Source organism: Rhodoferax sp. PAMC 29310 (assembly GCF_017948265.1).
GTDB lineage: Bacteria > Pseudomonadota > Gammaproteobacteria > Burkholderiales > Burkholderiaceae_C > Rhodoferax.
Window position 1 is genome coordinate 2,971,037 of sequence record NZ_CP072852.1, and the last position, 24,566, is coordinate 2,995,602.

General features: G+C 60.0%; 33 protein-coding genes. 21 read left to right on the plus strand and 12 right to left on the minus strand.

Annotated elements, in window-relative coordinates; all coding sequences use genetic code 11:
• Nucleotides 1–157 precede the first annotated feature (157 nt).
• From J8G15_RS13765 to betC, 3 genes are all read right to left on the minus strand, one after another.
• On the minus strand, nucleotides 158–313 hold the full coding sequence (locus tag J8G15_RS13765) for a DUF3096 domain-containing protein (RefSeq protein WP_210542715.1): 156 nt from the start codon (nucleotides 311–313) through the stop codon (nucleotides 158–160).
• Between the two features lie 53 nt (nucleotides 314–366).
• Nucleotides 367–1,062: a DUF3334 family protein gene (locus tag J8G15_RS13770; protein WP_210542716.1), complete on the minus strand. Its 696-nt coding sequence runs from the start codon at nucleotides 1,060–1,062 to the stop codon at nucleotides 367–369.
• Nucleotides 1,063–1,308: 246 nt separating this feature from the next.
• Entirely contained in the window at nucleotides 1,309–2,847 is a 1,539-nt protein-coding gene (gene betC, locus J8G15_RS13775; protein WP_210542718.1) for a choline-sulfatase, read from the minus strand.
• Nucleotides 2,848–2,970: 123 nt separating this feature from the next.
• Between betC and J8G15_RS13780 the strand changes: the two genes are divergently transcribed.
• The 9 genes from J8G15_RS13780 to J8G15_RS13815 all read left to right on the plus strand — a co-directional run bounded on the left by J8G15_RS13780 (nucleotide 2,971) and on the right by J8G15_RS13815 (nucleotide 9,018).
• Nucleotides 2,971–3,915, plus strand: a complete 945-nt coding sequence (locus J8G15_RS13780; protein ID WP_210542720.1) for a LysR substrate-binding domain-containing protein — start codon at nucleotides 2,971–2,973, stop codon at nucleotides 3,913–3,915.
• Nucleotides 3,916–4,228: 313 nt separating this feature from the next.
• Nucleotides 4,229–4,678 carry a DUF3429 domain-containing protein gene (locus tag J8G15_RS13785; protein WP_210542721.1) on the plus strand — a complete coding sequence of 150 codons (450 nt, stop codon included), beginning with the start codon at nucleotides 4,229–4,231 and terminating at the stop codon, nucleotides 4,676–4,678.
• A gap of 1 nt (nucleotide 4,679) precedes the next feature.
• The gene (locus tag J8G15_RS13790) at nucleotides 4,680–4,982 is read left to right on the plus strand and encodes a TIGR03643 family protein (protein WP_240538286.1); all 303 of its coding nucleotides are present in this window, start codon (nucleotides 4,680–4,682) and stop codon (nucleotides 4,980–4,982) included.
• Between the two features lie 14 nt (nucleotides 4,983–4,996).
• Nucleotides 4,997–6,274 carry an FAD-binding domain-containing protein gene (locus J8G15_RS13795; RefSeq protein WP_240538288.1) on the plus strand — a complete coding sequence of 426 codons (1,278 nt, stop codon included), beginning with the start codon at nucleotides 4,997–4,999 and terminating at the stop codon, nucleotides 6,272–6,274.
• 3 nt (nucleotides 6,275–6,277) lie between these two features.
• Entirely contained in the window at nucleotides 6,278–6,553 is a 276-nt protein-coding gene (locus J8G15_RS21600; RefSeq protein ID WP_240538291.1) for an FAD-binding domain-containing protein, read from the plus strand.
• Between the two features lie 20 nt (nucleotides 6,554–6,573).
• Entirely contained in the window at nucleotides 6,574–6,747 is a 174-nt protein-coding gene (locus tag J8G15_RS13800; protein ID WP_210542723.1) for a DUF2256 domain-containing protein, read from the plus strand.
• A complete protein-coding gene (locus J8G15_RS13805) occupies nucleotides 6,731–7,165 on the plus strand; it encodes a cryptochrome/photolyase family protein (RefSeq protein WP_240538293.1) in 435 nt (144 codons plus the stop codon). Before J8G15_RS13800 ends, J8G15_RS13805 begins: the two co-directional genes overlap by 17 nt.
• Nucleotides 7,166–7,509: 344 nt before the next feature.
• Nucleotides 7,510–8,082 carry a thymidine kinase gene (locus J8G15_RS13810; protein WP_210542725.1) on the plus strand — a complete coding sequence of 191 codons (573 nt, stop codon included), beginning with the start codon at nucleotides 7,510–7,512 and terminating at the stop codon, nucleotides 8,080–8,082.
• A 90-nt stretch (nucleotides 8,083–8,172) separates the two neighbouring features.
• Nucleotides 8,173–9,018 (plus strand): PleD family two-component system response regulator, encoded by an 846-nt coding sequence (locus J8G15_RS13815; protein WP_210542726.1) that lies wholly within the window; start codon nucleotides 8,173–8,175, stop codon nucleotides 9,016–9,018.
• A gap of 8 nt (nucleotides 9,019–9,026) precedes the next feature.
• On the opposite strand, the gene J8G15_RS13820 is transcribed toward J8G15_RS13815, so the two are convergent.
• The 3 genes from J8G15_RS13820 to merR are packed head-to-tail and all read right to left on the minus strand — an operon-like array spanning nucleotide 9,027 to nucleotide 10,833.
• Nucleotides 9,027–9,488, minus strand: coding sequence for a GNAT family N-acetyltransferase (locus tag J8G15_RS13820; RefSeq protein ID WP_210542728.1), 462 nt, complete (start codon nucleotides 9,486–9,488; stop codon nucleotides 9,027–9,029).
• A 36-nt stretch (nucleotides 9,489–9,524) separates the two neighbouring features.
• The gene (locus J8G15_RS13825; RefSeq protein WP_210542730.1) at nucleotides 9,525–10,373 is read right to left on the minus strand and encodes a 3-hydroxybutyryl-CoA dehydrogenase; all 849 of its coding nucleotides are present in this window, start codon (nucleotides 10,371–10,373) and stop codon (nucleotides 9,525–9,527) included.
• A 49-nt stretch (nucleotides 10,374–10,422) separates the two neighbouring features.
• Nucleotides 10,423–10,833, minus strand: a complete 411-nt coding sequence (merR, locus tag J8G15_RS13830; protein WP_210542731.1) for an Hg(II)-responsive transcriptional regulator — start codon at nucleotides 10,831–10,833, stop codon at nucleotides 10,423–10,425.
• A gap of 42 nt (nucleotides 10,834–10,875) precedes the next feature.
• Here merR and merT point away from each other — a divergent pair, with 42 nt between their 5' ends.
• From merT to J8G15_RS13845, 3 genes are read left to right on the plus strand one after another with little or no spacing between them, the layout of a single operon-like run.
• Nucleotides 10,876–11,259, plus strand: coding sequence for a mercuric ion transporter MerT (merT, locus tag J8G15_RS13835; RefSeq protein ID WP_210542732.1), 384 nt, complete (start codon nucleotides 10,876–10,878; stop codon nucleotides 11,257–11,259).
• Nucleotides 11,260–11,271: 12 nt separating this feature from the next.
• Nucleotides 11,272–11,556, plus strand: coding sequence for a mercury resistance system periplasmic binding protein MerP (gene merP / locus J8G15_RS13840; protein WP_210542733.1), 285 nt, complete (start codon nucleotides 11,272–11,274; stop codon nucleotides 11,554–11,556).
• Nucleotides 11,553–11,774 carry a GDCCVxC domain-containing (seleno)protein gene (locus J8G15_RS13845; protein ID WP_210542734.1) on the plus strand — a complete coding sequence of 74 codons (222 nt, stop codon included), beginning with the start codon at nucleotides 11,553–11,555 and terminating at the stop codon, nucleotides 11,772–11,774. The genes merP and J8G15_RS13845 overlap by 4 nt, the downstream gene beginning before the upstream one ends.
• A gap of 11 nt (nucleotides 11,775–11,785) precedes the next feature.
• Here the strand turns inward: J8G15_RS13845 and J8G15_RS13850 are convergent, their stop codons facing one another.
• Entirely contained in the window at nucleotides 11,786–12,121 is a 336-nt protein-coding gene (locus J8G15_RS13850; RefSeq protein ID WP_210542735.1) for a multidrug efflux SMR transporter, read from the minus strand.
• A gap of 44 nt (nucleotides 12,122–12,165) precedes the next feature.
• Nucleotides 12,166–12,609 (minus strand): hypothetical protein, encoded by a 444-nt coding sequence (locus tag J8G15_RS13855; RefSeq protein WP_210542736.1) that lies wholly within the window; start codon nucleotides 12,607–12,609, stop codon nucleotides 12,166–12,168.
• A gap of 304 nt (nucleotides 12,610–12,913) precedes the next feature.
• On the opposite strand from J8G15_RS13855, the gene mgrA reads away from it, so the two are divergent.
• The 4 genes from mgrA to J8G15_RS13875 all read left to right on the plus strand — a co-directional run bounded on the left by mgrA (nucleotide 12,914) and on the right by J8G15_RS13875 (nucleotide 16,698).
• Nucleotides 12,914–13,960 carry an L-glyceraldehyde 3-phosphate reductase gene (gene mgrA / locus J8G15_RS13860; protein WP_210542737.1) on the plus strand — a complete coding sequence of 349 codons (1,047 nt, stop codon included), beginning with the start codon at nucleotides 12,914–12,916 and terminating at the stop codon, nucleotides 13,958–13,960.
• Nucleotides 13,961–14,073: 113 nt separating this feature from the next.
• On the plus strand, nucleotides 14,074–14,943 hold the full coding sequence (locus tag J8G15_RS13865) for a DMT family transporter (protein WP_210542738.1): 870 nt from the start codon (nucleotides 14,074–14,076) through the stop codon (nucleotides 14,941–14,943).
• Between the two features lie 48 nt (nucleotides 14,944–14,991).
• Nucleotides 14,992–16,194, plus strand: a complete 1,203-nt coding sequence (locus tag J8G15_RS13870; RefSeq protein WP_210542740.1) for a threonine ammonia-lyase — start codon at nucleotides 14,992–14,994, stop codon at nucleotides 16,192–16,194.
• Nucleotides 16,195–16,260: 66 nt separating this feature from the next.
• Nucleotides 16,261–16,698, plus strand: coding sequence for a ribonuclease HI family protein (locus J8G15_RS13875; RefSeq protein WP_210542742.1), 438 nt, complete (start codon nucleotides 16,261–16,263; stop codon nucleotides 16,696–16,698).
• 15 nt (nucleotides 16,699–16,713) lie between these two features.
• Here J8G15_RS13875 and J8G15_RS13880 read toward each other — a convergent pair whose 3' ends face one another.
• Nucleotides 16,714–17,235, minus strand: a complete 522-nt coding sequence (locus J8G15_RS13880; RefSeq protein ID WP_210542744.1) for a lactoylglutathione lyase family protein — start codon at nucleotides 17,233–17,235, stop codon at nucleotides 16,714–16,716.
• A 95-nt stretch (nucleotides 17,236–17,330) separates the two neighbouring features.
• Between J8G15_RS13880 and J8G15_RS13885 the strand changes: the two genes are divergently transcribed.
• On the plus strand, nucleotides 17,331–18,209 hold the full coding sequence (locus J8G15_RS13885; RefSeq protein WP_210542746.1) for a LysR family transcriptional regulator: 879 nt from the start codon (nucleotides 17,331–17,333) through the stop codon (nucleotides 18,207–18,209).
• 97 nt (nucleotides 18,210–18,306) lie between these two features.
• On the opposite strand, the gene J8G15_RS13890 is transcribed toward J8G15_RS13885, so the two are convergent.
• The gene (locus tag J8G15_RS13890; RefSeq protein WP_210542747.1) at nucleotides 18,307–18,912 is read right to left on the minus strand and encodes a hypothetical protein; all 606 of its coding nucleotides are present in this window, start codon (nucleotides 18,910–18,912) and stop codon (nucleotides 18,307–18,309) included.
• Nucleotides 18,913–18,990: 78 nt separating this feature from the next.
• Complete coding sequence (locus J8G15_RS13895) at nucleotides 18,991–19,461, minus strand: glycine zipper family protein (RefSeq protein WP_210542748.1); 471 nt, start codon at nucleotides 19,459–19,461, stop codon at nucleotides 18,991–18,993.
• A 105-nt stretch (nucleotides 19,462–19,566) separates the two neighbouring features.
• On the opposite strand from J8G15_RS13895, the gene J8G15_RS13900 reads away from it, so the two are divergent.
• The gene (locus tag J8G15_RS13900) at nucleotides 19,567–19,707 is read left to right on the plus strand and encodes a hypothetical protein (RefSeq protein ID WP_210542749.1); all 141 of its coding nucleotides are present in this window, start codon (nucleotides 19,567–19,569) and stop codon (nucleotides 19,705–19,707) included.
• A 459-nt stretch (nucleotides 19,708–20,166) separates the two neighbouring features.
• Nucleotides 20,167–22,041, plus strand: coding sequence for a phosphoenolpyruvate carboxykinase (GTP) (locus J8G15_RS13905; protein WP_210542750.1), 1,875 nt, complete (start codon nucleotides 20,167–20,169; stop codon nucleotides 22,039–22,041).
• A gap of 144 nt (nucleotides 22,042–22,185) precedes the next feature.
• Here J8G15_RS13905 and J8G15_RS13910 read toward each other — a convergent pair whose 3' ends face one another.
• Complete coding sequence (locus tag J8G15_RS13910; RefSeq protein ID WP_210542751.1) at nucleotides 22,186–22,578, minus strand: hypothetical protein; 393 nt, start codon at nucleotides 22,576–22,578, stop codon at nucleotides 22,186–22,188.
• A 121-nt stretch (nucleotides 22,579–22,699) separates the two neighbouring features.
• On the opposite strand from J8G15_RS13910, the gene J8G15_RS13915 reads away from it, so the two are divergent.
• Nucleotides 22,700–23,656, plus strand: a complete 957-nt coding sequence (locus J8G15_RS13915; protein ID WP_210542752.1) for a LysR family transcriptional regulator — start codon at nucleotides 22,700–22,702, stop codon at nucleotides 23,654–23,656.
• 24 nt (nucleotides 23,657–23,680) lie between these two features.
• Nucleotides 23,681–24,526 (plus strand): metallophosphoesterase, encoded by an 846-nt coding sequence (locus J8G15_RS13920; protein WP_210542753.1) that lies wholly within the window; start codon nucleotides 23,681–23,683, stop codon nucleotides 24,524–24,526.
• Nucleotides 24,527–24,566: the final 40 nt, after the last annotated feature.

Here is a 24,566-nt window from a genome sequence, read left to right on the forward strand (position 1 = left end):
GGCCTTCGCAAGAGAGTGATTTGATGGGAAGGCTGGAAATTCAGCTATTTAATCGATAGCTGCCTACGCATACAGCACATGGGCTAAGGCCAGGAATAACCTCAATCACGCCTTGGCCGGCCGGTGCAGCAGGTACGCCGTACCTGCCTAAGAATGATCAGTTAAATGACAGCATCCTGGGGCCAACCAAGCCAATGACGCCGATGACAATGAGGTAAATGGCGACGATGATGTTCAGCAATTTAGGCATGACCAAGATCAAAATCCCGGCCACCAAGGAGATCAAAGGGGTCAAACTCAGGTGAATGTTCATGATGAAGTGTTGGGTTGCCGTGGCAAAGGTCGATTAAGTGGAGGCGAAGTGAGTTACATGCCCAGCGAGCGCATCAGGGCTTCGTTGTCGTCAACCTCCGTAGCGGTGGCAGGCGACACGCTGGGCGCGCCTTGTCTGGCGTCCTCCATGGCGATCAGGGCGTCCGGGTCGGGCACCTCGTTCACATCAAAATCCACCAACTTGATGAACTCGGTGCGGTCGATGGCCAGTTCCAAGTAAAAGATATTGTTGCTCTCGGTGTAGAACGTCACGCGGCGCATTTCCGGCCGGTCCAGCGGCGTGTCCACACTGAGCATCACCTGCTTGTTGAGCACCAGCATTTTGGGCTGGTTCTGGGTGATATTGGTTTGAAGTTCACGGCGAATCTTGCCGGTGAAGTCGCCCACGATCTGGTTCATCAGCTCGCCCAGAATATTACTCACCTCGTCTGAGGTGTGAGACTTGGCCAACTCGTCCGCGGGCATGCCCATGTTGAGCATGTACTTGGTGTAAATCTCCATGGCGGTCTTACCCTCGAAGTTCAGCACCACCAGGCCATTGAAGCCGCCATCAAACAGCACAAAGCAACCGATGTCGGGCTTGAGCCCAATCTTGGAAATGCGCTGAACCATGCCGGAATACTGGGTTTCCCCCAGTGTGGCGATATTCAGGACCTTGGTCACAGAGTTGCACAGGCTGATCAGTAGGTACTCGGTGCCGTACACCACCTCGCGTTTGTCTGACATCATGGTCGATCCTTGATTCTGGAAGCTAGCTAAAAGGGGCAACCTTACCGCAGAAACAAGGCCGAGTTGGCACGATCAACACCCAACCCCTGCAGTCACAGACGAGCACAACACCAGGCGGGTGCTATGAATCAAATCAAAGGCGCGGATTTGCTACGTTATGAATAGCTGCTACCGCTTTTTTTTAAGGGGCAGAAGCCACTTTTGATGTTCATAAAACAACAAACTCACTGAAGCGGCGAAATCGTCTCAGGGCGTGGGAAACCGCGCGCGTTTTTCCAGATCGTCCAGGTCAATATGGTTGCGCATGTACTGCTGACTGGCGTCCACCATGGGTTGGTGGTCCCAACTGGTGAGCCGGCCTTTCGACAGGGCGCCGGCCACAAAGCGGCGGCGACGTTGACTGGCCAGCACCTGCGCATGCAGGGCGGGCAAGTCCCAGCGCTGAGCCACCTCGGCCAAAAAATCGTCTCGCACCGATTGGTGCTCAGGCGAATCAGCCAGATTGCACAACTCGTGCGGGTCAGCTTGTAGATTGAACAGCAGACAGGGGTCGTCGCTGGCGTAAATGAATTTGTAGTCTCCGCGGCGAATCATCAGCAACGGCGTTCGTGTGCCCTCCCCCATGTACTCACCAATCACCTCGTCATGCCCCGCCTCACCTTGCAGGTACGGCAACAGCGAGCGACCATCCAGCGCCAGCGTGGGGTCCAGTTGCCCGCCAGTCAAGGCCACGAAAGTGGGCAGCAGGTCGATGGTAGACACACTGGCCGCCACCTTGCGCGCCGAAAAGCGCTTGGGTGCGTGAATGAGCAGGGGCACCCGCGCCGCCATTTCGAACCAATGCATCTTGAACCACAGGCCGCGCTCGCCCAGCATGTCGCCGTGGTCGCCCGAGAACACGATGATCGTGTCCTCACCCAGGCCGCACTCGTTCAAGGTTTCGACCAGTTTTCCAATGTTGTCGTCGATATAGCTGCACGCGCCAAAGTAGGCGCGCCGCGCGTGTTTGATGGCCTCGTCCGGCATGGTTTTGCCCCACAGATCGATGACCTTGAGCAGGCGCTGGGCGTGAGGGTCTTGCACGTCTTGGGCCAGGGTATGGCGCGGCAGGGGCACGTCTTCATCGTTGTACAGGTCCCAGAACTTTTGGGGAATCGTGTACGGGTCATGGGGGTGGGTCATCGACACCGTCAGGCAAAACGGTTGCGAGGGCGTGTTGCGCACATGGTCAAACAGGTACTGGCGGGCCTTGAAGACCACCTCTTCGTCAAAGTCGAGCTGATTGCTGCGAACACAGGGGCCGGCTTGCAGCACAGAGGCCATGTTGTGGTACCAACTCAGGCGCTCATCCGGTGCGTCCCAGTTCACCGACCAGCCGTAGTCGGCAGGGTAAATGTCACTGGTCAGGCGCTCTTCATAGCCATGCAACTGGTCTGGCCCGCAAAAGTGCATCTTGCCCGACAGCGCCGTGCGGTAGCCCTGCGCACGCAGGTAATGCGCATAGGTGGGCACGTCGGCGGGCAAGTCTGCGGCGTTGTCGTACGCGCCAATGCGCGAAGGCAATTGACCGCTGACCAGACTGAAGCGAGACGGCGCGCAGAGCGGGCTGTTGCAGTACGCCGAGTCAAACACGACCGCATCCGCGGCCAGCGCGCTCAGGTTCGGCATGTGAATGGGAGACTGGCTGTCATGCAGCGGCAGCAAAGGCGCGGCCATCTGGTCGGCCATCTGGTCGGCCATCTGGTCGGCCATGATGAACAAAATATTGGGGCGTTGGGTAGTCATGGGGGGGGGGAGAAGTCCTGCGGTAAATCACATAAGCCTGCAGGCAGGGCAATCAACCATGATCTCGCGCTACAGCATGGGCGTAAACCCCGGTAGCTCGAATGCTTTGGATAATGCTGGCTTGTGGCAAACACCCCTACCGCTATTCCCCGGGCGATCCCCTCCGTGCCGCTGGAGTTGCTGCGCACCTTTGATGTCTGCGCCCGACTGCTCAGCTTCACGGCCGCCGCACAGGTGCTGGGCACCACGCAGCCCGCCATCAGCCAACACATCAAGCGCCTGGAGGAATCGCTGGGCACCGCTTTGTTTGAGCGCGTGTACCGTGGCTTGAAGCTGACGCCACAAGGCCTGTTGCTGCTAGCCCATGTGCAACGCGGGCTGGAGTCGCTCGATTTGGGCGTGCAGGCCGTGCGCTCCCAGCCCCTGCAAGACGTGCTGCGGGTGGCCACCGACTTTGCGTTTGCCGCCTACTGGCTCATGCCGCGCCTGCCCCGCTTTCACCAGCAGTACCCGCACATTGATGTGAACCTGCTCACGGGCAATCGCAGCGTGGCCGCACCGCCCATCGATGCGGACCTGAGCATGGTTTTCGGGGACGGGCACGTCAAACACGCCGAATCCCACTTGCTGTTTCGCGAAGAAGCGCTGCCCGTGTGCAGCCCCCGCCTGTTGCACGGCCTGGCCACCCCCTCGCTCGAACAACTGCTCACCCTGCCACTGCTACAACTCAAGGCCAACACCGGCAAGCGCTGGTACGACTGGCCTACCTTACTGAAAGCACTGGGCCTCACGCAGGCCCCTACCTTTTCGCCGCTGAGCTTTGACAACTACACCCTGCTGATTCAAGCGGCCCTGGCCGGCCAGGGCGTGGCCATTGGTTGGCGCCACCTGGTCGACGACCTGATCACACAGGGGCTCCTCTGCCCCGTAGGAGCTGCCACGGTGGTGTCCGACCTCGGCTACTACCTCGTCCTACCCGAGCGCAAACGTCGGCCACGGGCGGTGCAACTCTTTGTCGACTGGATTCGAGAGGAGTCAGGCTGCCCGCCTCCAGTACGCGCGCATTGATGCCGCGCGCAAAGCCCTCAAACTGGGGATGGAATGCCAATTCTGTGAGAATTTGGCACCAAGCACTGTTGCGACACCTCAGATCAGCAACTTGGCTTTAAACCCACTCAACTAACCACCCTCACCAAGCGAGATTTGCCATGGAAGACGACGAACGCTGCTGCGGAACAGGCACCTGCATGATCGATGCACAAGGCCTGTGCTGGTGTGGGCAACAATGGGACGGCGTGGCGATGTGTCGGCCAGCCAGGTCCAATGCTGAGGCGGCAGTCACTCCCGAATCGGATCAGATCGCCAAGGAACCGGATCCTAGATGAGTTCACCCAACCACTCCGTTCCGTCCGCCTGGGCCAAGCGCATGGGCTACGGGGGGTTGGTGCCGTTCACCTTTCTGGCGCTGGCCACATGGGTGGCTGACCCAGCCTACCGTGCTTTCTGCGGATCGGCGCTGCTGGGGTACGGGGCAGTGATTGCCAGTTTTCTCGGCGCGATCCACTGGGGTCTGGCCATGCGCGATGCGTCCCGTCAATCCCTTGCGTTGCTGGGCTGGGGTGTCGCCCCCAGTCTGGTTGCATGGGTTGCACTCATGGTCAGCCCCGCTCTGGGACTGCTTGTCATTGCGGGACTGCTCTGGGCATGCTTCGCTGCTGATCGCGTGATTTACCCGCGCTTTCAGGCGCAAGAGTGGCTGCCCATGCGCTTGGGGCTGACCTTGACTGCCAGCGCCAGCTGCATCGTCGGTGCGGCAGGAGTCCTCCGATGACATGTCCTTCAACAATGTGCACCCCCTGATCATGACGATTGCCAACCCGCTCCCTATCTTGCTGCCTTGCGAAGCAAATGTCTCTCGCATCGTAGAGATGGCTTGGGAAGACCGCACCCCTTTCGAGGCGATTGAGAGCCAGTTTGGTTTGAATGAGTCTGCCGTGGTTGCCCTGATGCGCCGCCACATGAAGGCGTCTTCCTTTCAGATGTGGCGCAAGCGGATGGCGGGACGCCGCACAAAGCATGCGGCGCTGCGCGGTGACCAAGTATTTCGCCACCGTGCCACACACAGTCGGCAGTAGCAAGCGAGGCGGCGATGACCAGGCAACGAGCCCTGATCTGGTTCAAGCGCGACCTGCGCATCCACGACCATGCCGCCTTGGTGGCTGCGCAATCGCATGCCGATGCCCTCGCCCTCTTTGTGATCGAACCCGAATGGATGGAGAGCCCGGAGTGCGATGCCAGCCATGTGGACCATGCGCTGTGCTGCCTGGCTGAATTGCGTATCGCCCTGGCGCAAATCGGATTGCCCCTGCTGGTGCGCGTGGGGTCTGCCGTTGCCGTGCTGTCTCAACTGCACCAAGAGGTGGGGTACACCCACCTGCTGAACCACGAAGAGACAGGCCCCGGCTGGTCGTATGGGCGCGATATGCAAGTCGCGTTGTGGTGCAAGTCCGCGGGTGTTGAATGGCAAGAATTCACCCAGACCGGTGTGGTGCGCCGCTTGCGCAACCGCTCGGGTTGGGCCGCACGTTGGCAGGCTCGCATGAATGCGCCTTTGCATCTGCTGCAAGGGGGGTTTACGGCTGCGACCTCACTGGACTTGCCCGAACTGCCCACGCTGACAAGCCTGGGGTTTTCGCCGCATGGAAAGAAATTGCAGGCCGCCGGCGAGAAGGCCGCGCGGCACACGTTAAAAAGTTTCCTGCAAGTGCGCGGCTACGACTACCGCAAAGCACTGTCCAGCCCCTTGAGCGCCGAAGAGGGTTGCAGCCGACTAAGTCCGCACCTGGCGTTTGGAACACTCTCCATGAGAACCGTGCATCAGGCCACTGAAGTGGCGATTGGCCACACGCCTGACCGCGCCTTGGCCTATGCGTTGCGCGGTTTTTCCGGGCGGCTGCGCTGGCATTGCCATTTCATGCAAAAACTGGAAGATGAACCCGACATTGAATTCCACAACTTTGCCCGCGCTTTCGACGGTTTGCGGGAAGACGAATTCAATGAGGCCCACTTTCTGGCCTGGTGCCAAGGCCGCACCGGCTACCCGATGGTGGACGCCTGCATGCGCTCTTTGGTCGCCACAGGCTGGCTCAATTTCCGCATGCGGGCCATGTTGGTCAGCTTTGCCAGCTATCACCTATGGCTGCACTGGCGGCCCACCGGTCTGTTTCTGGCGCGGCAGTTTCTGGACTACGAACCCGGCATTCACTGGAGCCAAATGCAGATGCAAAGCGGTACGTCAGGTATCAACACGCTGCGCATGTACTCGCCAACCAAGCAAGCGAAAGATCAGGACCCTGTCGGTCACTTTATTCGCCGCTGGGTGCCTGAATTGGCACGCGTGCCGCTCCCCTACCTGGCCGAACCGTGAAAGATGGATGTGAGTGTGCAGCGCATGGCGGGATGCCTCTTGGGGGAGGACTACCCGACACCCATCGTGGATGACAAGACCGCCATGACGAGCGCCAAAGAGCGCATGTATGCGCTGCGCCAAAGCCAAGAACTGCGCGAAGCGGCGAAGGATGTGCTGGCACGCCATGGCTCACGCCAGGGTGGACTTCCGCCCTCGGGACAGGGGCGCAAGGTGGCTCTCAAGAGGGCGGCTGTCAAACCCTCCCAGCCGTCTCGCCAAGGTGATTTGTTCGCCTGATCGACGGGAGGATTGGCACCATGAAAAATGATTTCAAAGGCAACAAGCAATCCCTGCCCAGCAAGCTGTGCGCCGTCTGCGGGCGCACCATGACTTGGCGCAAAGCCTGGGCCAAGAATTGGGATTCGGTGTTGTACTGCTCGGACGCGTGCCGGACCAAAAAACCAAAACAAAAAAATGATGCCCAAACCTGAAGCCCTGCAAAACACACCCCCGCTGCCCGCTAGGGTCCGAAATCTGGTCATCGTGTTGGGTGACCAACTCGATCTTCAATCCTCAGCGCTGCAAGATGTCGATCCTGCGCAAGACCTTGTGTGGATGGCCGAGGTCACAGAAGAGTCCACGCATCTGTGGTCCAGCAAGCAGCGCATTGCCGTCTTTTTGAGCGCCATGCGGCACTTTGCGAACGATCTGCGCGCACAGGGTCTGCCCTTGATCTACACGGCACTGGATGGTCCCCACCGACCCACTTCCCTCGGCGTTGAATTGGCCCGCACGATCACGCAGTTGCAGCCCACCATGCAGTTAATGCCCCACCGACTGCCCATCTCGCCAGAGTGCAAGACAAAGCGCTGGGTTATGGAAGGAAGGTCATGGTGCGGCTCTTTCTGAGTTTTCAGTATTGTCTGAAATTACAGTAATTTCCATTTTTTATGAATATTTGTTAATTCAAAATAAGGGACATCTGGCCAAGACGTGCTCGACGGCAAATGGCGGAACCGCTGGGTGGCCAATTGGTTTTTCACGCGCAATGCCTCTATAGTGTCAGCCCGACGTCTTGTGGCGCACCCGCCTGCATGCCTGAGGTCCGCCCACCAGTCGCTCTTATATTGATAGCGTCTTTCGCCCGTATTTACTTAACCAGATGCGGATTTGGCTATGAAAATCAACCCATGACCTCAACCTCGCACTGCACCGCCCCCATGAGGCAACCTCCCCGCACAGGAGCCATTTGAATGGGCGCCAAACTCCACTTTCGCTACGCCAGCATGAATGCAGGCAAGTCCACCCAGCTGCTGCAGATTGCGTACAACTACGGCGAGAGTGACCGCCGGGTGCTTTTGTTTACCGCCGCGATCGACCACCGGGCCGGTACCGGGGTGATTGCGTCGCGCCTGGGTGCGCAAAGCCCGGCGCTGACCTTTGATGCGCAAACCAACTTTCGCGCCCAACCGGCCTGGTACGAAGGAGTGTCCTGCATCCTGATTGACGAGGCGCAGTTTTTGACCAAAGCCCAGGTGCAACAACTGCACCAGGTGGCGGCCGTGGAAAATGTGCCGGTGATGTGTTTTGGCCTGCGCACCGACTTTCAGGGCGAGCCGTTTGAAGGGGCCACCCACTTGCTGGCGCTGGCCGAGGATATTCAGGAAATCAAGGCCATATGCGCCTGCGGGCGCAAGTCGACCATGAACATGCGTCTGGATGAAGAAGGCCGGCGCGTGACCGCCGGTGACCAAGTCTTGATTGGCGGCAATCAACGCTACCGCCAAGCGTGCGCGCGCTGCTTTTACAGCGGCGCGGCGACCTGAGCAGGGAAATGTCGCACACAAACAGGACGGGGTAGCGCACAATTCGGCTTCCGCGGTGCCCCTGCCGCAGCCAAGCACCCTCTCCATCGCATGAGCATCTTTGACCGATTCAAGGCCAACGCCCGGAAACCGCTACCCGTCTCAACCGGCGCGACGCCTGACCGCCGCCAACGCACTCGTCGCGATGCGCGTCAAGGGGTATCCGCTCTTCTCATAGACGACTCGCCCACTGTGCTGGCAGCACTGCGCAAGATTCTTCGCTCTGCCGGCTATGTCACCCGAGAAGCACCTAATGCTGAACGAGGCTTGGAGATGCTGGCCGAGGAACCCCCTGACCTGATCTTTTTGGACATTGTGTTGCCCGGCATGAACGGGTTCAACGCTTTGCGCGCCATTCGGAAGGACCCGACCACGCAGTACATCCCGGTCATCATGATCAGCGGCAACGAACACGCCACGGAACAGTTTTACGCCCACCGCATCGGGGCCGACGATTTCTTGAAAAAGCCGTTTTCGCGTTATGAGGTGTTTGCCCATATCGAGTTGCTGCTGGACGCCCAACGGGTGCCGCGCCGCCGTGAAGGAAAGGCCGCCAAACCAACCAGCGACAGTGATCTCGTGCTTCAGGAGTTTGTCCACACCCTGCCCCAGTCATTGGACAACGAGCCAGGGACAACGCCCGGCAAAGCTTCACCGATGGGCCTGTCGGCCCTGAATGCTCGCAAAGAGCTGACAGCGTTGGGGTTTCAATACTTCGACCAAGGGCAGTTTTTTGCCGCCATCCGTCGCAGCGACCAATTGGCAGTGGAGCTGTTTGTAGCCGGTGGTGGCCTGGCCATGGCGACGCCACTTGAAGGTCAAACTGCGCTTGAGCTGGCGAAAATCCAGCTGAACGAAGCCATCATTGGGGCCATCACTCTGGCTCAGCCGCTCTGAACGCCGGCTCAGTCTGCAAGGCGTTTGCTGTAGGCCAAAAAAACGTCATCGCGCACCCAACCCAAAGATGCGTACATCGACTGTGCCGCATGGTTGGTCCGGGCGGTGGTGAGGTCCATGCGCACTTTGCCGCCGGCCACGGCCTGCGCTTCGGCAGTCAGCAGCAGCGCACGGCCCACGCCGCTTCGCCTGGCCTGCGGGACAACAAACAAGTCATACAGGGTGTAAATGGACGCGGCCTCAACTGAGCAGAAGCTGGGGTAAAGCTGACAAAACCCCAGCGCCTGCCCGGCGGCGGCGTCTTCGGCCGGCAACAGCACCGACTCATTGTTGAGCAACCGCTCATTCAAAAAACGCCGCGCACCCGCCAAGTCAGGCGCTTGGTCGTAGAACTGGCGATAGGCATCGAACAGCGCCGCCACCGCATCCAAATCGGCCAAGGTGGCCAAGCGGGTTTGAACGGCGCTCACATAACACCACCGATCAGTCGCATGCCGCGTTGACGCTCAGTAGGCGTAGACGCCCTGCCCGGTCTTGCGGCCCAAGCGGCCAGCGGCGACCATTTCTTTCAGCAAAGGAGCGGGGCGGTATTTGCTGTCACCGAACTCGCTCAGGTAGACGTCCATCACGGCCAGGCACACGTCCAGGCCAATCATGTCGGCCAAGGCCAGTGGGCCGATGGGCTGGTTGCAGCCCAGCTTCATGCCCGCGTCGATGTCTTCGGGGGTGGCCAAGCCTTCGCCCAGCACAAAGAATGCTTCATTGATCATGGGCACCAAAATGCGGTTGACCACAAAGCCGGGCGCATTTTTGACGGTGATGGGCGTCTTGCCCAACGCCTTGGCCATGGCTTGCACGGCGTCGTGGGTCGCGTCGCTGGTTTGCAGGCCACGAATAATCTCCACCAGCGCCATCAAAGGCACGGGGTTGAAGAAATGCATGCCAATAAAGCGGTCCGCGCGGCTGGTGATGGCGGCCAGTTGAGTAATGGAGATGGACGACGTGTTGGAGGCAATGATGACCTCGGGCGCGACCAGTGCATCAATCTGCTTCAAAATTTTGACTTTGAGCGCGAAGTTTTCAGTGGCCGCTTCAATGACCAACTGCGCCGACTTCAGGTCGTCATAGCTGGTGCTGCCCTTGATGCGGGCCAGTGCCGCGTCGCGGTCGGCCGGGGTGATCTTCTCTTTCTTGATCAGGCGCTCCAGGCTGCCCGAGACGGTGGCCAGCCCTTTGGCCACGGCGGCGTCCGAGATGTCGACCATGATCACGTTGATGCCTGACACGGCGCACAACTGTGCAATGCCATTGCCCATGGTGCCCGCGCCAATAATGCCGACTGTTTGAATGCTCATGCTGAAGTCTCCGAAAGATTGAAAGTAAAAACCAATGGTAGCGGCATGCTCAGCCCTGCCCGTGCAACGTGTCGATCAAGGGACACTTCACCTGCCCCCGCGCGGAGCAGCAACGCTCCACCAAGGCGGCAAGTGCGGCCTCCATGCCCTGCAAATCGGCCAATTTCGCCCGCACGTCAACCAACTTATGCTGCGCCTGCTCGCGCGCTTCGTCGCAATGGGTGCCGTCCTCAAGTTTGAGAAGCTGGGCGATCTCATCCAGGCTAAAGCCCAGTCGTTGGGCAGATTTGATGAACCGGACCCGGGCCAGATCGACCGCGCCATAGCGGCGCACGCTGCCTAGCGGGCGAGCCGGCTCGTGCATCAGTCCTTTGCGTTGGTAGAAACGGATCGTTTCTACATTGACAACGGCCTGTGTGGCCAGGGCGCCGATAGTGAGTTCAGGGTGTGCAGATTTCATGGGGCTTGACTCCGTACCTTGGTACGGTGCCAAGCTTAGCCCATGTCATCCACATCACCGCAAATCCCCCCCGAAATCAGCCCAGCATCAAGTGGCCTAAAGCCTTTGCTGGCAGGCGGTCTGGCTGCCTTGCTGGCTTCCACCTGTTGCCTGGGGCCTCTGGTTTTGATCACGCTGGGGATCTCTGGCGCCTGGATTAGCCAGCTGACGCTGCTTGAACCCTACCAACCGTTGTTCATTGGCGCAGCCTTGCTGGCGCTATTTTTGGCATGGCGACGCATTTGGCGCCCGGTCACCACTTGCGCCCCTGGCGAGGTCTGCGCACTGCCCAAGGTCAACCGAGCCTACAAATGGTTGTTCCTGATCGTCGCCAAGCTCGTCGTCGTCGCGCTGGCTTTTCCCTGGATTGCACCCTACTTTTATTGAACAGAACGCTCTATGAAAACACTCACCATCCTCTTTGCACTGGCACTTGGTTCGCTCACGGTCAGCGCAGGCACCCGCACTGTGACGCTTGCCGTGCCGTCCATGGACTGCCCCGTGTGCCCGATCACGGTCAAGAAAGCGCTCACGCAGGTGCCCGGCGTCAGCCAAGCCCGCGTGAACTTTGACAAACGGCAAGCGGTGGTGGTGTTTGACGACGCCCAAACCAACGTGGCGGCACTCACCGCAGCCACCGCCAATGCGGGCTACCCTGCTACCCTTTTGATTGCGAGCCCATGAGCGAGGTCATCCTGCTCTCGACCCTGCGTTGCCCGGAGTGTGGTTTCACCAAAACCGAGACCATGCCCAGCGACGCCTGCCAGTGGTTTTACAAGTGCGACCAATGCCACACCGTGCTCAAACCGTTACCCGGTGACTGCTGTGTTTTTTGCTCATATGGCACGCACCCCTGCCCGCCCATTCAGCTTCAAGGCGCCAACGGGTCGTGCTGCACTTGAGTCATAGTCATTCAGTGACTCACGGTTTTGGAAAACAGGTTGACCACCACCACGCCAGAGATGATCAGCCCCAGGCCGATGAGCGCTGGCGCGTCCAGCGCCTGGCCGTGCCAAAGCCAGCCTACTGAAGCAATCAGCACCACCCCTGCACCCGCCCAGATGGCGTAGGCCACCCCAATCGGCATCACCCGCAGTGTGAGGGACAAAAAGGCAAACGAAATGGAATACCCCAGCACGGTCACGACGCTCGGAATTAGCTTGGTGAAGCAGTCTGAGCTTTTCAGAAAGCTGGTGGCAATGACCTCCGCCACGATGGCGATAGTGAGGTACAGATAGGTGAGTTTCATGCGGGCAGTGTACGCACCGCCTTCTTGCTCCCTGCTGTGCAGGTTCAGGCTGCCCGCCTGTCAGGAAAGGAAATCACTTCTGCGGTCACCCGCCGGCTGTAGAACTTTCTGAGCGCTTGGGTGGTGGCTTCGGCGGACTCGTTGACGCCAGGCCAGGACGACTGGCTACCCATCTCCATGAGGGTCTGCTGCGCCTGCACCCATTCATTAAAAGTGTCCGCGGCCGACTTCATCAAGGCCGCGGCCTGCGCGCTGTAAAGCCGGGGAATTTGCTGAAACCAATAAGGCGCTCCGCCGCCGGGCGAGAGAGCGGGAACCCAGCTGTCCAAATTTCGGGTGAATATCTCCGCCCCCGCGTTGGACTGAATCAGTTGAATGTTGCGCAGCGCACTGGTCAACACCTCTGAGACGGCCGTGCCCTGCTGAACCAGGTGTTTTTGGGTCCCGGACACGCCAGGTCGAATTTTGGTGTTGGCGGGCTTTGTCATGATGAAACCTCCGAAGGGTGAATGTCGCCCCCAAGGGGCAATTGGGCGTGCGGCCAGTGCTGCACGCGACGCAATCCAACAGACCGTTTCCCGAAGTATGAAGAACTGGTGCCGTAAATCAACCCTCGGGATGTGTGCACCTGTCGAGCCATCAACCGGGGTAACCCTGCGGTAACAAAGAAGCGGGGATTGGCAGAGAATGTCGGTGCGACAAGCCTCACTCGCTTCGCTATTGATAGCATCTTCCGCAGGTTTATCAAGGGCCAACGCTCACTTTTTCTTACAAAACAGACAGGGAAACCGCATGAATTACCAAGCCAACCCCCAACGCTACGACACGATGCCTTACCGCACCAGCGGTCGCAGCGGCCTCAAACTGCCGGCCATCACGCTTGGCCTGTGGCACAACTTTGGCGACGCCACACCCATGGAAACCCAGCGCGCCATGCTGCGCACGGCGTTTGACCTTGGCATCACTCATTTCGACTTGGCCAACAACTACGGACCCCCTTTTGGCAGCGCCGAAACCAATTTTGGCGAGCACATGCGCCGCGACTTCAAGCCCTACCGCGACGAGCTCATCATCTCCAGCAAAGCCGGTTGGGACATGTGGCCCGGCCCCTACGGCCAAGGCGGGGGATCGCGCAAATACGTGCTGGCCAGCCTGGACCAGAGCCTGAAACGCATGGGGCTGGACTATGTGGACATCTTCTATTCGCACCGGTTTGACCCCGACACCCCGCTGGAAGAAACCATGGGCGCGCTGGCCACAGCCGTGCAACAGGGCAAGGCGTTGTATGTGGGCATCAGCAGCTATTCAGCCGCCAAAACCCGTGAAGCCGCGGCCATTCTTCGCTCCATGGGTGTGGCGCCGCTGATTCACCAGCCGTCTTACAGCATGATGAACCGCTGGATTGAAGAGGATTTGCTGGACGCACTCACTGACACTGGCATGGGCTGCATTGCGTTCAGCGCGCTGGCGCAAGGCCTGTTGACCAACAAATACCTGAACGGCATTCCTGAAGACGCCCGCATCAACCGCCCCGGCGGCGGCTCATTAAAGTCCGAACACCTGAGCGAGCAAAACCTCAAACACGTGCGTGCCCTGAATGAAATGGCGCTGGCACGCGGCCAAAGCCTGGCACAGATGGCGATTGCCTGGGTGCTGCGCGATGCCCGCGTGACCTCCGCCCTGATTGGCGCCAGCCGACCGGCACAAATCACCGAGTTGGCCGGCGCCCTGACCCAACTGGACTTCACCGCCGAAGAACTGACCGCCATTGATGCCCACGCAGTGGACGGCGGGATCAACCTGTGGAAGCGTCCCTCCACCGACCAGCGTCCCGGCTGATCGCAGGGGGCGGACCGGGCGAACGCGACTGCTGAAACGAGGGCCGCTGGCGCCCCGCCTTTCGGGTCCAGCCCCTCACTTTTGGCACCAGGCAGTGACCCTACACTGCCGCCATGAAATCCAATCTTTACGCCCTGTCCGCTATCGCGCTGTGGGTCTCTTTGGCCGCGCTGAGTGTGGCCTTGCGTCATGTGCCCGCCTTTTTTCTGACCGGCGTGACCCTGATGCTGGGCAGCCTGCTGGCGTGGCCCGCCGTGTTTCGCCAACCCTCGCTGTGGCGCGTCCACCCCCGCACGCTGGCGACTGGCGTCGGTTCTCTGTTTGGGTATCACTTTTTGCTGTTCATGGGTTTGCGCATGGCACCCTCGGTCGAGGTGAACCTCATCAACTACCTGTGGCCGCTGTTTTTGGTGGTACTGGCGCCCTTCTATTTGCCCAACATGCACTTGCGCGGCGTGCATTGGTTGGCAGCTGCCATGGGCTTTGGTGGGGCAGCCATCGCCATCCTGGGCGCACAAACCGGGGCAGTGGACACTAAAGACTTCGGGCGCTGGGGCGCCTGGCCGGGCTACCTGCTGGCACTGGGTGCGGCCTTTACCTGGGCCAACTACTCTTTGCAAAGCAAGCGTCTGTCGCTCAAAGGGCAAGGATTTCCCACCGCTGCCATTGGCCTGTTCGGATTGGTGTCCGGCGCGTTGTCCCTGCTGTGTCACTGGGCACTGGAGCCTGCCGTGAACTTGAGCACGCAAGACTGGCTGTTGCTGGCCCTCTTGGGCTTCGGCCCACTGGGTGCCTCATTTTTCTTGTGGGACAAGGCGCTCAAACTGGGAGACGCACGCCAGATTGGCATCCTCAGCTACATCACCCCATTGGCGTCCACAGCGGTGCTGGTGCTTATCAGCGGGCAACCTTTGACACTGAGTATTGGGGCGGCGGCGGCGCTGATCATGAGCGCCGCCGTGATAGGCACACGCGGCCGCTAAAGCCGCCTCTCACGGCGGTGGGGCGGCGTCTTCAAGCACAATCTCGCGATGATAGAACTCAAAGACATCCAGGCCGCCGCTGCCCGCCTGCAAGGGCAGTTACAAGAGACGCCGTTTGTGGCCTCACGCACCTTGTCCGACATCGTCGGCGCGCATGTGTTTCTCAAATTTGAAAACCTGCAGTTCACCGCGTCATTCAAGGAGCGCGGTGCGTGCAACAAGCTGGTGCAGCTCACCCCCGAGGAACAGCAACGCGGCGTGGTCGCCATGAGCGCGGGTAACCATGCCCAGGGCGTGGCCTATCACGCGCAGCGTTTGGGCCTGCACGCCGTGATCGTGATGCCTCGCTTCACCCCCGGTGTCAAGGTCGAGCGCACACGCGGCTTTGGCGCAGAGATCGTGCTGCACGGCGACACCCTGGACGAAGCCCGTGCCCACGCCTTTGCACTGGCCGAAGCCCGCCACCTGACCTTTGTTCACCCCTATGACGACGCCGACATCATTGCGGGCCAGGGCACGGTCGCACTGGAAATGCTCGAAGAGGTGCCGGATCTGGACACGCTGGTGATTGCCATTGGCGGCGGCGGGCTGATTTCCGGCATGGCCACGGCGGCCAAGGCGATCAACCCAAAGATTGAAGTGATTGGCGTGCAAACCTCGCGCTTTCCCGCCATGTTCAACGCCATCAAGGGCACGCAGCACCCGCAAGGCACCAGTAGCATCGCCGAAGGCATTGCAGTGGGCTCGCCCGGAAAACTGCCGCAAACCATCATTGAGCGGTTGGTGGACGACTTGTTGCTGGTGGACGAAGGCGACATTGAGCAAGCCATCGTCATGCTGTTGGAAGTCGAAAAAACGCTGGTGGAAGGCGCCGGCGCTGCCGGCCTGGCGGCCTTGCTGAAGTACCCCGAGCGATTCAAAGGCAAGCGGGTTGGACTGGTGCTGTGCGGGGGCAACATCGACCCGCTGCTGCTGGCGGCCATCATTGAGCGCGGCATGGTGCGCGCTGGCCGACTGGCCCGCATCCGCGTCAGCGCCCGTGATGTGCCCGGCACCTTGGCCAAAATCACGGCCACCGTGGCCGATGCCGGCGCCAACATCGACGAGGTACACCACCAACGCGCCTTCACCACGCTGGCGGCGCAAAACGTCGAGGTCGAACTGGTCATCCAAACCCGTGGCCCGCAACACATTGCCGACGTGCTGGCCGAACTTGCGAAAGTGGGCCTGGAGGCGCAGACGGTTCGCTGAGCAAAGAAAGGGAGGTGCTGAGGCACACCGGACTGGTCGGCATGCGAACCCAGCCAAAAACTGTACATGGATCATTGGATTGTTTACTGCGACGGCAGCGCCATGCCCAACCCGGGCCGCATGGGCTGGGGCGCGGTGATGACGGCACCTGATGGCACGCGCCACACACTCTCACACGCCTCACAAGCGATCGGTTGCAACAATGAGGCTGAGGTCAGAGCGCTGCTGGCGACACTCCAAGCATTGAAGCGATTGGGGGCCGACTCGCTGCTCATCCATTGCGACAACAGTGTGGTCGTCGAACAGGTGAGCGGTGACAAGGCCAAACCGGTCGCCCGCTTGGCTGCCCTGTTTGATGAAGCCCGAACGCTGTTCAACTCTTTCCAGCAAGCCACCCTGATCTGGACACCACGTCACCGCAACGGCGAGGCCGACGCGCTCGCCCGCACTGCGTTGGGGGCGCCTGAAAAGCGCGTTGCCAAGGTCACTCGAAAGAGACGGTAAGGATGGCGGCGCGCCTTACGCCGTTTGAGCGGGCATCGACTGGTAGGCACCTGCCGCGTACGTCAACTCATAGCTGTGGCTGTAAATTTCGAGGATATTGCCAAACGGATCTTCCATGTAGACCATACGGTACGGCTTCTCGCCGGGGAAGTACTCACGCACCGGCATACGTTGCTTGCCACCAGCGGCAACGATTTTGGCGGCCAATCCTTCAACGTCCGGGTCCTGCACGCAAAAGTGAAAGATGCCCGTTTTCCAGTACTCAAAGTTGTTCTGTGGCTTCTCGGCGTTCCGAAACTCAAACATTTCTACGCCGATGCGGTCTCCTGTTGAGAAATGAGCAATGCGAAACGAGCCCCAGCCCGCGCCAAAAACGTCGGTGCACATCACGCCAATGGCCGACTCATCCTCGCGGATGGTGGTGGGCGGCATGATCAGATACCACCCCATGACTTCGGAGTAAAACTTGACGGCGGCGTCGAGATCGGTGACTGACAAACCTAGGTGGGAAAAACTGCGGGGATAGACGCTGGACATGAGCGAGCCTTGTTTTGAATAGGAAGTCCCCAGTCTAAAAATCTCACGACATAAACACAATGACGCATCGCTGATCATTTCGATAAGATATCGTTATGCTCAATCCTCAATGGCTCCGCACCTTCGCCACGCTCGCCGAACTGGGCAACTTCACTCGCTGTGCGGAGCGACTGGACCTGACCCAGGCCGCGGTCAGCCAGCATGTGCAGCGCCTGGAGGAACGCTTGGGCACACTCTTGATCCGGCGCCCGCGTCAGCTTGAACTGACCCCAGCCGGCTTAGCGTTGCTGGACTATTGCGCCGAAGTGGGCACGGCTGACCAACGCCTGCAACAGCGGCTTTCCTCGGCAGACGTCGAACAAGGCGAGGTGAGTCTGATCACTCCCGGAAGCATTGGGCTGACGCTGCACCGTCACCTGCTCGACATCCAGCAAGCCCACCCCGGACTGAGCATTCGCCATCGGTTCGCGCCTGACACCGAGGTGCTTCAAGCGGTGTTGGAAAACCGTTTTGAGCTTGGGCTGGTCACGCTCAAACCCGTCGACGCGCGCTTGACGGTCACCCGCTTTGCGGAGGAACCGCTGGAACTGGTGGCCCCTACTGGCGAGGTGGTGAACACCTGGGCCGACTTGGAGCGCTTGGGCTTCATCGACCATCCCGATGGCCAAGCCATGGCGGGGCGCCTGCTCAGCCGGCGTTTTCCAGGCCACCCCGGTGCGCACGCACTGCCTTGCCGCGGCTTCACCAACCAAATCAGTCTGATTTTGGAGCCCGTGGCCAGAGGCCTGGGCTTCAGTGTCTTGCCGCGTTATGCGCGTTTGGCTTTTTCAAAGCCGGACGCCATTCAGGTCGTCGAGGGCACGCCACGGGTGGTTGACACCCTTTGGTTGCTGCACCGCGCCGAATGGCCGCTCACGGCCCGAGCCGAGACCGTGCTGCGTCGACTCCAGCCCCACTTCGCGCTGGACAACTGAAGCGAGCAGCCCGAGATAGTTTTGCGCGTTGATCTCGCCTAAGAAGTGGGCGAATTGCGGGCCATCAGACCTCTTCAGCGGCGTGGTTTGACTCGCCTCAGGCGCCCGTTAAAGCTCGGTAAGCCTGCTGCGTGTCAGGCGCGACCGACTTGACGACTTGTTCATGGGCAGTTTGATGGCGCAACACCAAGCGCGCCGACGCCACCGCTTTGGATTTGCAAAACCAGTGGCAGCTGTGCTGCATCAGAAACAGTTCGGCCATCATGGTGAAGGCCTTGTCGCGGGGGCTTAGCTGGCGCTCATTCTGGGCGGCTGCGGCCAGACCCTTGGCATGAATGGCAAACAATTTGCGGGCATCAAAGCTGGCACTTGGAAACAATTGCTCCGCAAAGGGAAAAGCCAGCGCGAATTGGCTGACTCGGGTTTGCTCCGACGAAACCTTGGCAAAATCCCCTACAAAGGCGGTGAACTGCTGGGCCAGGCTGGCTTCAGTGGTTTCCAGCAACTGCCAGATCTGCTCTCGCCGCGCACTGTCTTGCTCACCGAGCGCCCTCAAGTACCCGTCAGTCAGGGTCTCCATCAGCTTCTCGATCTGGTACTTGCCCAGATAGCTGCCCAGCAAGGCAATGCGTTTTCGCTGGGCAATGAGTCGGAGCGCATTCACGCCCACGGCGAACAGCATCGCCAGGATAAAGAGGTCCATTGATAGGTCTTAGGTGTCGCTTGTGGAGCCTTGAGTGTAGTCACCTCATTTTGGATCAGCACCTGGCGTGCCGGGCCGTCAGTTCCAGCCGATCACATCGAAGCCTCTTTCGCTGACGCAGCGCTGCACATACTGGCGGTACAGCTGACTGGGTCGGCTCTGCATGGCACCAGACACCGCGCCCGCCGAGCCTCCAACTGCCGCACCAGCGACACCAGAAGTCAATATGCTGTCCATATTGCGACCAGTGACCAGCGCGCCGACTGCCGCGACCACGCCGCCCACCGCTGCGCCTTGACCGGCACGCTGACCCACCGCATTGTTTTGTTCGACGGGGCTCAGGCCGGCCGCTTGGGCACGGGCCATGCAGGCGTCGATTTCGGCGCGCGCGGCGGCGTCGCCCACCCGGTTCAAGGTTGCGTTGGGGTACAGCACCGGCCGGGCCGATGCACTGTTTGAACCCGTGGAGGCACATCCCGCCACGGAAAACACGGCAACCAAGAGCCAGGCGGATACAAAAAGAGAGGAGCGTTGGGGGTGCTGTTTCATGGTCATTTGACGACGCAAGGCCGCGAGCTGTTCGGGAATCTACGCAAATTGTGCACGCATGGGTAAAATTCGCAAGATACTGAACTCAAGACCATAAGGACCCCCATGTCAAAGCCAGCTCACCACGACAGCGCCACCCCGACCGATCCTGTCGAAGCCATTGTCCCCATGATCCCCATCGTTTTGCCCGTGGTTGGCGCCGTGCTGATCTTTTTGCTGGCGTTTATTGCCGTCAGCATGGCCTGATACAGACTGCATCTAAGGTTCACAGGCACCCGCCAGTCTCGCGGAGACGACCTTGAACCGTTGAAATCTCTGCAGCCGGCGGCTGCAGACAAAAAGGGCCGCGTCAAGCGGCCCTTTCTTTTCCCCTGCACTTTATGACCCTTTCGTCGCCGAAGCTCTGCTTTAGCCCTTCGACAGAAGCGCATAAACCAATGCTGTTTTCGCATAACTTTTGCGTGTAACTGTCAGGTAACTTGAAGACAGCTTCATAGAATCAGGGTTGGGCACGGCCGTTTGAATGCCGGCCGCCCCACACCAAGGCAACTTCGACCCATCCCTCCATGACTTTTAACCCATGACGATGTCGGCCCGCTCAGGCGGTGGCTTGCCCTTCACCGTTTTTTCAAAGCGCATTCGCAAGGCGATTGACAACGCTAGCCCGTGCATTTCGAAAAGACGATTTTTAACTTTGGAACGCTCATGAACTCTCCCGCAATGCAAGGCTTGGATCTCAACGCCCCAAGCTATGTCAAAAATGCCCGCCTGATTGCCTGGGTGGCCGACATGGCCGCCCTGACCAAGCCCGACACCATTTACTGGTGCGACGGCTCAGACGAAGAGTACGCGCGCTTGTGCCAGCAATTGGTGGACGCCGGCACGTTCAAAAAGTTGAACGACGCCAAGCGCCCAAACAGTTTTTTGGCCTGCTCAGATCCCACGGACGTGGCCCGCGTGGAAGACCGCACCTACATCTGCTCCGAGCAAAAAGAAAACGCCGGCCCCACCAACAACTGGATGGCCCCCGCGGAGATGCGTGTTTTGTTGCAGCAAGGCGCCAACACCACCAAGGCCTTGTTTGACGGCTGCATGAAAGGCCGCACCATGTATGTGGTGCCGTTCTCGATGGGCCCGCTGGGCTCCCACATTTCCCACATTGGCATCGAGTTGACCGACAGCCCCTATGTGGCGGTGAACCAAAAAATTATGACCCGCATGGGCAAAGCCGTGTACGACGTGCTGGGCGTGAATGGCGACTTCGTGCCTTGCATGCACACCGTGGCCGCCCCACTGGAGACCGGCCAGGCTGACGTGAAATGGCCGTGCAACAAAACCAAGTACATCGTGCACTACCCAGAGACCCGCGAAATCTGGTCTTACGGATCGGGTTATGGCGGCAATGCTTTGTTGGGCAAGAAATGCTTTGCACTGCGTATTGCATCCAATATGGGGCGCGACCAGGGGTGGTTGGCTGAGCACATGCTGATTTTGGGTGTCACCAACCCACAAGGCAAAAAGTACCACGTGGCGGCCGCTTTCCCCAGCGCCTGTGGCAAGACCAACTTTGCGATGCTGATTCCACCCGCCGGCTTTGAAGGCTGGAGCGTGACCACCATTGGTGACGACATTGCCTGGATCAAACCCCACGCCGACGGCAAGATGTACGCCATCAACCCTGAAGCCGGTTATTTTGGCGTGGCTCCGGGCACCAACACGCTGACCAACCCGAACTGCATGGCCAGCCTGAACCGCGATGTGATTTTCACCAACGTGGCGCTGACCGACGACGGCGACGTGTGGTGGGAAGGCATGACAGAGACAGCGCCTCAACACTTGATTGACTGGCAAGGCAAAGACTGGACGCCTGCCTTGGCCCGCGAGACTGGCGCCAAAGCCGCACACCCGAACGCTCGCTTTACCGTCGGCGCCATGAATAACCCAGCGTTGGACCCCGCCTGGGACGACCCAGCTGGCGTGCCGATTGACGCCTTCATCTTCGGTGGCCGTCGCTCCACGACCGTGCCACTGGTTACTGAAGCGCGCACTTGGCAAGACGGCGTTTACATGGCCGCGACCATGGGCTCTGAGACCACTGCAGCCGCAGTGGGACAGATGGGCGTGGTGCGCCGCGATCCCTTTGCCATGCTGCCATTCTGTGGCTACAACATGAGCGACTACTTCCAGCACTGGCTGAACATGGAGCACAAGCTGGAGTCTCTGGGCCACACCTTGCCACGCATCTTCTGCGTGAACTGGTTCCGCAAAGGCGACGACGGCAAGTTCGTTTGGCCCGGCTACGGCGATAACATGCGCGTGCTGAAGTGGATGATTGACCGCCTCGAAGGCCAGGCCAAAGGTGTTGACCATGCGATTGGCGTCAGCCCTACCTACGGTGAAATCAACTGGACCGGTCTGAACTTCAGCGAAGCACAGTTCAACACCGTGACAAGCATCGACAAAGCGGCCTGGACTCAGGAACTCGCATTGCATGCCGACTTGTTCCAACAATTGGCATACCACTTGCCCAAAGAATTGGTCGAGACCAAATTGCAGCTGGAGAAGCGACTGGCGGCCTGAGGAGGCAGCCCAAAAGCCGCAAAATGGCATGACCTGCCATTCTGCAGAACGCGCCTGACGCTACCGCGCTCAGGCATGAAAAAAGCCACCGGACCCGGTGGCTTTTTTTGCGCCGTTGCGACCTGCGTCGCGCCGGGGTGGGATTTAGTTCGCGCCAGTGCGATCGATAGCGGACTGTAGGTCCGCCATGATACGGGGATCCGCCTGGGCAGACGCCCACAAACGGCGGTCTGCACGAGCCTGCGCACTGCGTGCGGCCCAATCATTCATGGCGCTTAGCGTCGCTTTGGCCAATGTTTGTGCGGAACCGGCAAACAGGGCCAGTGCAGCAAAGCCAACCACCCACAAAGCCACCCAGGCCAGCAACAAATGGCCGTCTGCCCAGGTTTCGATCAGTTGGTCAGCGACTACGATCAAAGCGGACACCATGGCGGCGAGCAACATGGCGCTCAAGCCGCGGTGACCTGCGGTCTGGCCTGCAGGTGCGGTGGTTTGACCCAGTGGCAGCGCGTGGCGGGTTGGTGTGTAGGTGGTCATGATTTATTCCTTCAATCAAACGCCTCAATGTGATGACGTGTCTCGATATTAGGGTAAACACTAGGTATCGCCTAATTTATATTTATGATGCCAACTATTCATCGACGTGATAAATTGACTTATGCCCCCCACCAACTTCAAGAAGCTCGACCTGAATTTGCTTCGGGTTTTTGATGAAGTGATGACCGAACGCAGCCTGACCCGGGCCGCGCGCAAGCTGTCCATCACCCAGCCAGCCGTCAGCAATGCCTTGCGACGCCTGCGCGAGGCCATGGGTGACGAGCTGATCAAGCGCAGTGGCCAAGCCATGGCCCCCACGCCGCGTGGACTTGCGGTTTGGCCGGCGGTGCGCGAGGCCCTGCGCCAGTTGCAGGATGTGATCTCCCCCAGCACCTTTGTACCCGGTGAAGCGCAAGCGACCTTTGTGCTGGCCATGGCGGACGCCACGTCGGCCAATTTGCTGCCGGGCCTGATGGCCGTTCTGGAACGTGACGCCCCTCAATTGTCGATCCGTGTCGTTCCATTGGTCACCCGCGACCCCCGCCCGCTGTTGGAGCAAGACGGGGCGGATCTGGCGATTGGCTACTTTCCCTCCGTGCTGGGCGACCTGACCGCGCGCGCTCAGGCCGGCGAGACGGTGGCCTTTGCCACCCAGCGACTGTTCAGCGGTGAGTACGTCTGCGCCATGCGTCAGGGCCACCCGCTGACCAAGGGCCCACTCACTCTGAACCGATTTTGCAGCGCACGCCATGTGCTGGTGAGCTACTCCGGGCGACCGTTTGGCTTCATCGACGAGGCGCTGGCCGTGCTGGGGCGGGAGCGTCAAATTGCACTCACGGTGAACCAGTTTTTCACCGCCGGCACGCTGGCGGCTCAATCCGACCTGCTGACGGGCATGCCACGGCACTTCCTCGCGGTGTCCGGCCTGCAGGACCAACTTATTCTTCGAGATCTGCCATTTGCCGTGCCGCCGCTGAACATTGACGCTCTTTGGCACCATCGGCGCAACCGGGACAGTGCCCATGATTGGCTTCGCCGCACCATTGCGGGCGTCGCCTCGACGCAGTCGGGCACATGAACCGCTTGCCTGACAATAAACGCCATGAACATTCAGCTTTTGTCGGACCTGCACCTGGAGACCCACCCCAACTGGGTCGCCACCCCGGCGCCCGGGGCGGATTTGCTGGTGCTGGCCGGCGACATTGGTTCTTACCAGGTGAACTCGAGCCTGACGGATGACGACTTCGGGCTGGGGCGTTTTTCGCCGCGCCACGGCTGGCCAACCCCGGTTCTGTTTGTGCCGGGCAACCACGAGTACGACGCGCTGGACTTTGACGAGGCCCACGCCCGCCTGCGCGAGGTCTGTGAGCGCCAGGGCATCACCTGGCTGGAGCGTGAAGTGGTGACCTACACCCACTTGGGCGCGCAACAGTTGCCCACGCCAGTGCGGTTTGTGGGCACCACGCTATGGACCGACTTTGACGCCCTGTGCCCGGTGGATGACGCGCCCACGTCCAACCGGCTGGCGCAGCAATTGAAAGCCCGAGACAAGGCCTTTCGCGCCGCCAATTTTTACCTTAAGAAGACCTCCGGCACCCGCCGCGGCGTGCCCATGCTGGCTGCTGAGGTGCGTGACCAGGCCATCATCTGCCGGGACTGGTTGACGCAGGCGCTGACGCAACCTTTTGAAGGCCACACCGTGGTGGTCACCCATTTTGCGCCCAGCCTCTTGAGCGCCGACCCCCGCTATGGCATGACACCGGGCACGGCCGGTTTTTGCAATGACCTGGACCACCTGCTGATCCACGCCCGCTTGTGGCTGCACGGCCACTTGCATGCACCCAGCAACTATGTGAAAAACGGTTGCCGGGTGGTCGCCAACCCCTTGGGTTACGCCCGCAAGAACGAGCAATCCGCATTTCTGCCCGACAGTTTCATGACTCTCTAATGTCAGCGCCCACCGCCTCATTTTTTGATCTGAATTAAGT

Coding starts and splice junctions, on each gene's coding strand:
- J8G15_RS13805 (WP_240538293.1), top strand. CDS start 6,731: ATGATGCCCAAACCTGAAGCCCTGCAAAACACACCCCCGCTGCCCGCT.
- J8G15_RS13855 (WP_210542736.1), bottom strand. CDS start 12,609: ATGACAAAGCCCGCCAACACCAAAATTCGACCTGGCGTGTCCGGGACC.
- J8G15_RS13810 (WP_210542725.1), top strand. CDS start 7,510: ATGGGCGCCAAACTCCACTTTCGCTACGCCAGCATGAATGCAGGCAAG.
- J8G15_RS13770 (WP_210542716.1), bottom strand. CDS start 1,062: ATGATGTCAGACAAACGCGAGGTGGTGTACGGCACCGAGTACCTACTG.
- J8G15_RS13910 (WP_210542751.1), bottom strand. CDS start 22,578: ATGACCACCTACACACCAACCCGCCACGCGCTGCCACTGGGTCAAACC.
- J8G15_RS13895 (WP_210542748.1), bottom strand. CDS start 19,461: ATGAAACAGCACCCCCAACGCTCCTCTCTTTTTGTATCCGCCTGGCTC.
- J8G15_RS13815 (WP_210542726.1), top strand. CDS start 8,173: ATGAGCATCTTTGACCGATTCAAGGCCAACGCCCGGAAACCGCTACCC.
- J8G15_RS13790 (WP_240538286.1), top strand. CDS start 4,680: ATGTCCTTCAACAATGTGCACCCCCTGATCATGACGATTGCCAACCCG.
- J8G15_RS13885 (WP_210542746.1), top strand. CDS start 17,331: ATGCTCAATCCTCAATGGCTCCGCACCTTCGCCACGCTCGCCGAACTG.
- J8G15_RS13875 (WP_210542742.1), top strand. CDS start 16,261: ATGGATCATTGGATTGTTTACTGCGACGGCAGCGCCATGCCCAACCCG.
- merR (WP_210542731.1), bottom strand. CDS start 10,833: ATGAAATCTGCACACCCTGAACTCACTATCGGCGCCCTGGCCACACAG.
- J8G15_RS13765 (WP_210542715.1), bottom strand. CDS start 313: ATGAACATTCACCTGAGTTTGACCCCTTTGATCTCCTTGGTGGCCGGG.
- J8G15_RS13865 (WP_210542738.1), top strand. CDS start 14,074: ATGAAATCCAATCTTTACGCCCTGTCCGCTATCGCGCTGTGGGTCTCT.
- J8G15_RS21600 (WP_240538291.1), top strand. CDS start 6,278: ATGGATGTGAGTGTGCAGCGCATGGCGGGATGCCTCTTGGGGGAGGAC.
- J8G15_RS13890 (WP_210542747.1), bottom strand. CDS start 18,912: ATGGACCTCTTTATCCTGGCGATGCTGTTCGCCGTGGGCGTGAATGCG.
- J8G15_RS13785 (WP_210542721.1), top strand. CDS start 4,229: ATGAGTTCACCCAACCACTCCGTTCCGTCCGCCTGGGCCAAGCGCATG.
- betC (WP_210542718.1), bottom strand. CDS start 2,847: ATGACTACCCAACGCCCCAATATTTTGTTCATCATGGCCGACCAGATG.
- J8G15_RS13915 (WP_210542752.1), top strand. CDS start 22,700: ATGCCCCCCACCAACTTCAAGAAGCTCGACCTGAATTTGCTTCGGGTT.
- J8G15_RS13900 (WP_210542749.1), top strand. CDS start 19,567: ATGTCAAAGCCAGCTCACCACGACAGCGCCACCCCGACCGATCCTGTC.
- J8G15_RS13880 (WP_210542744.1), bottom strand. CDS start 17,235: ATGTCCAGCGTCTATCCCCGCAGTTTTTCCCACCTAGGTTTGTCAGTC.
- merP (WP_210542733.1), top strand. CDS start 11,272: ATGAAAACACTCACCATCCTCTTTGCACTGGCACTTGGTTCGCTCACG.
- J8G15_RS13825 (WP_210542730.1), bottom strand. CDS start 10,373: ATGAGCATTCAAACAGTCGGCATTATTGGCGCGGGCACCATGGGCAAT.
- J8G15_RS13905 (WP_210542750.1), top strand. CDS start 20,167: ATGAACTCTCCCGCAATGCAAGGCTTGGATCTCAACGCCCCAAGCTAT.
- J8G15_RS13920 (WP_210542753.1), top strand. CDS start 23,681: ATGAACATTCAGCTTTTGTCGGACCTGCACCTGGAGACCCACCCCAAC.
- J8G15_RS13800 (WP_210542723.1), top strand. CDS start 6,574: ATGAAAAATGATTTCAAAGGCAACAAGCAATCCCTGCCCAGCAAGCTG.
- J8G15_RS13795 (WP_240538288.1), top strand. CDS start 4,997: ATGACCAGGCAACGAGCCCTGATCTGGTTCAAGCGCGACCTGCGCATC.
- J8G15_RS13870 (WP_210542740.1), top strand. CDS start 14,992: ATGATAGAACTCAAAGACATCCAGGCCGCCGCTGCCCGCCTGCAAGGG.
- mgrA (WP_210542737.1), top strand. CDS start 12,914: ATGAATTACCAAGCCAACCCCCAACGCTACGACACGATGCCTTACCGC.
- J8G15_RS13850 (WP_210542735.1), bottom strand. CDS start 12,121: ATGAAACTCACCTATCTGTACCTCACTATCGCCATCGTGGCGGAGGTC.
- merT (WP_210542732.1), top strand. CDS start 10,876: ATGTCATCCACATCACCGCAAATCCCCCCCGAAATCAGCCCAGCATCA.
- J8G15_RS13845 (WP_210542734.1), top strand. CDS start 11,553: ATGAGCGAGGTCATCCTGCTCTCGACCCTGCGTTGCCCGGAGTGTGGT.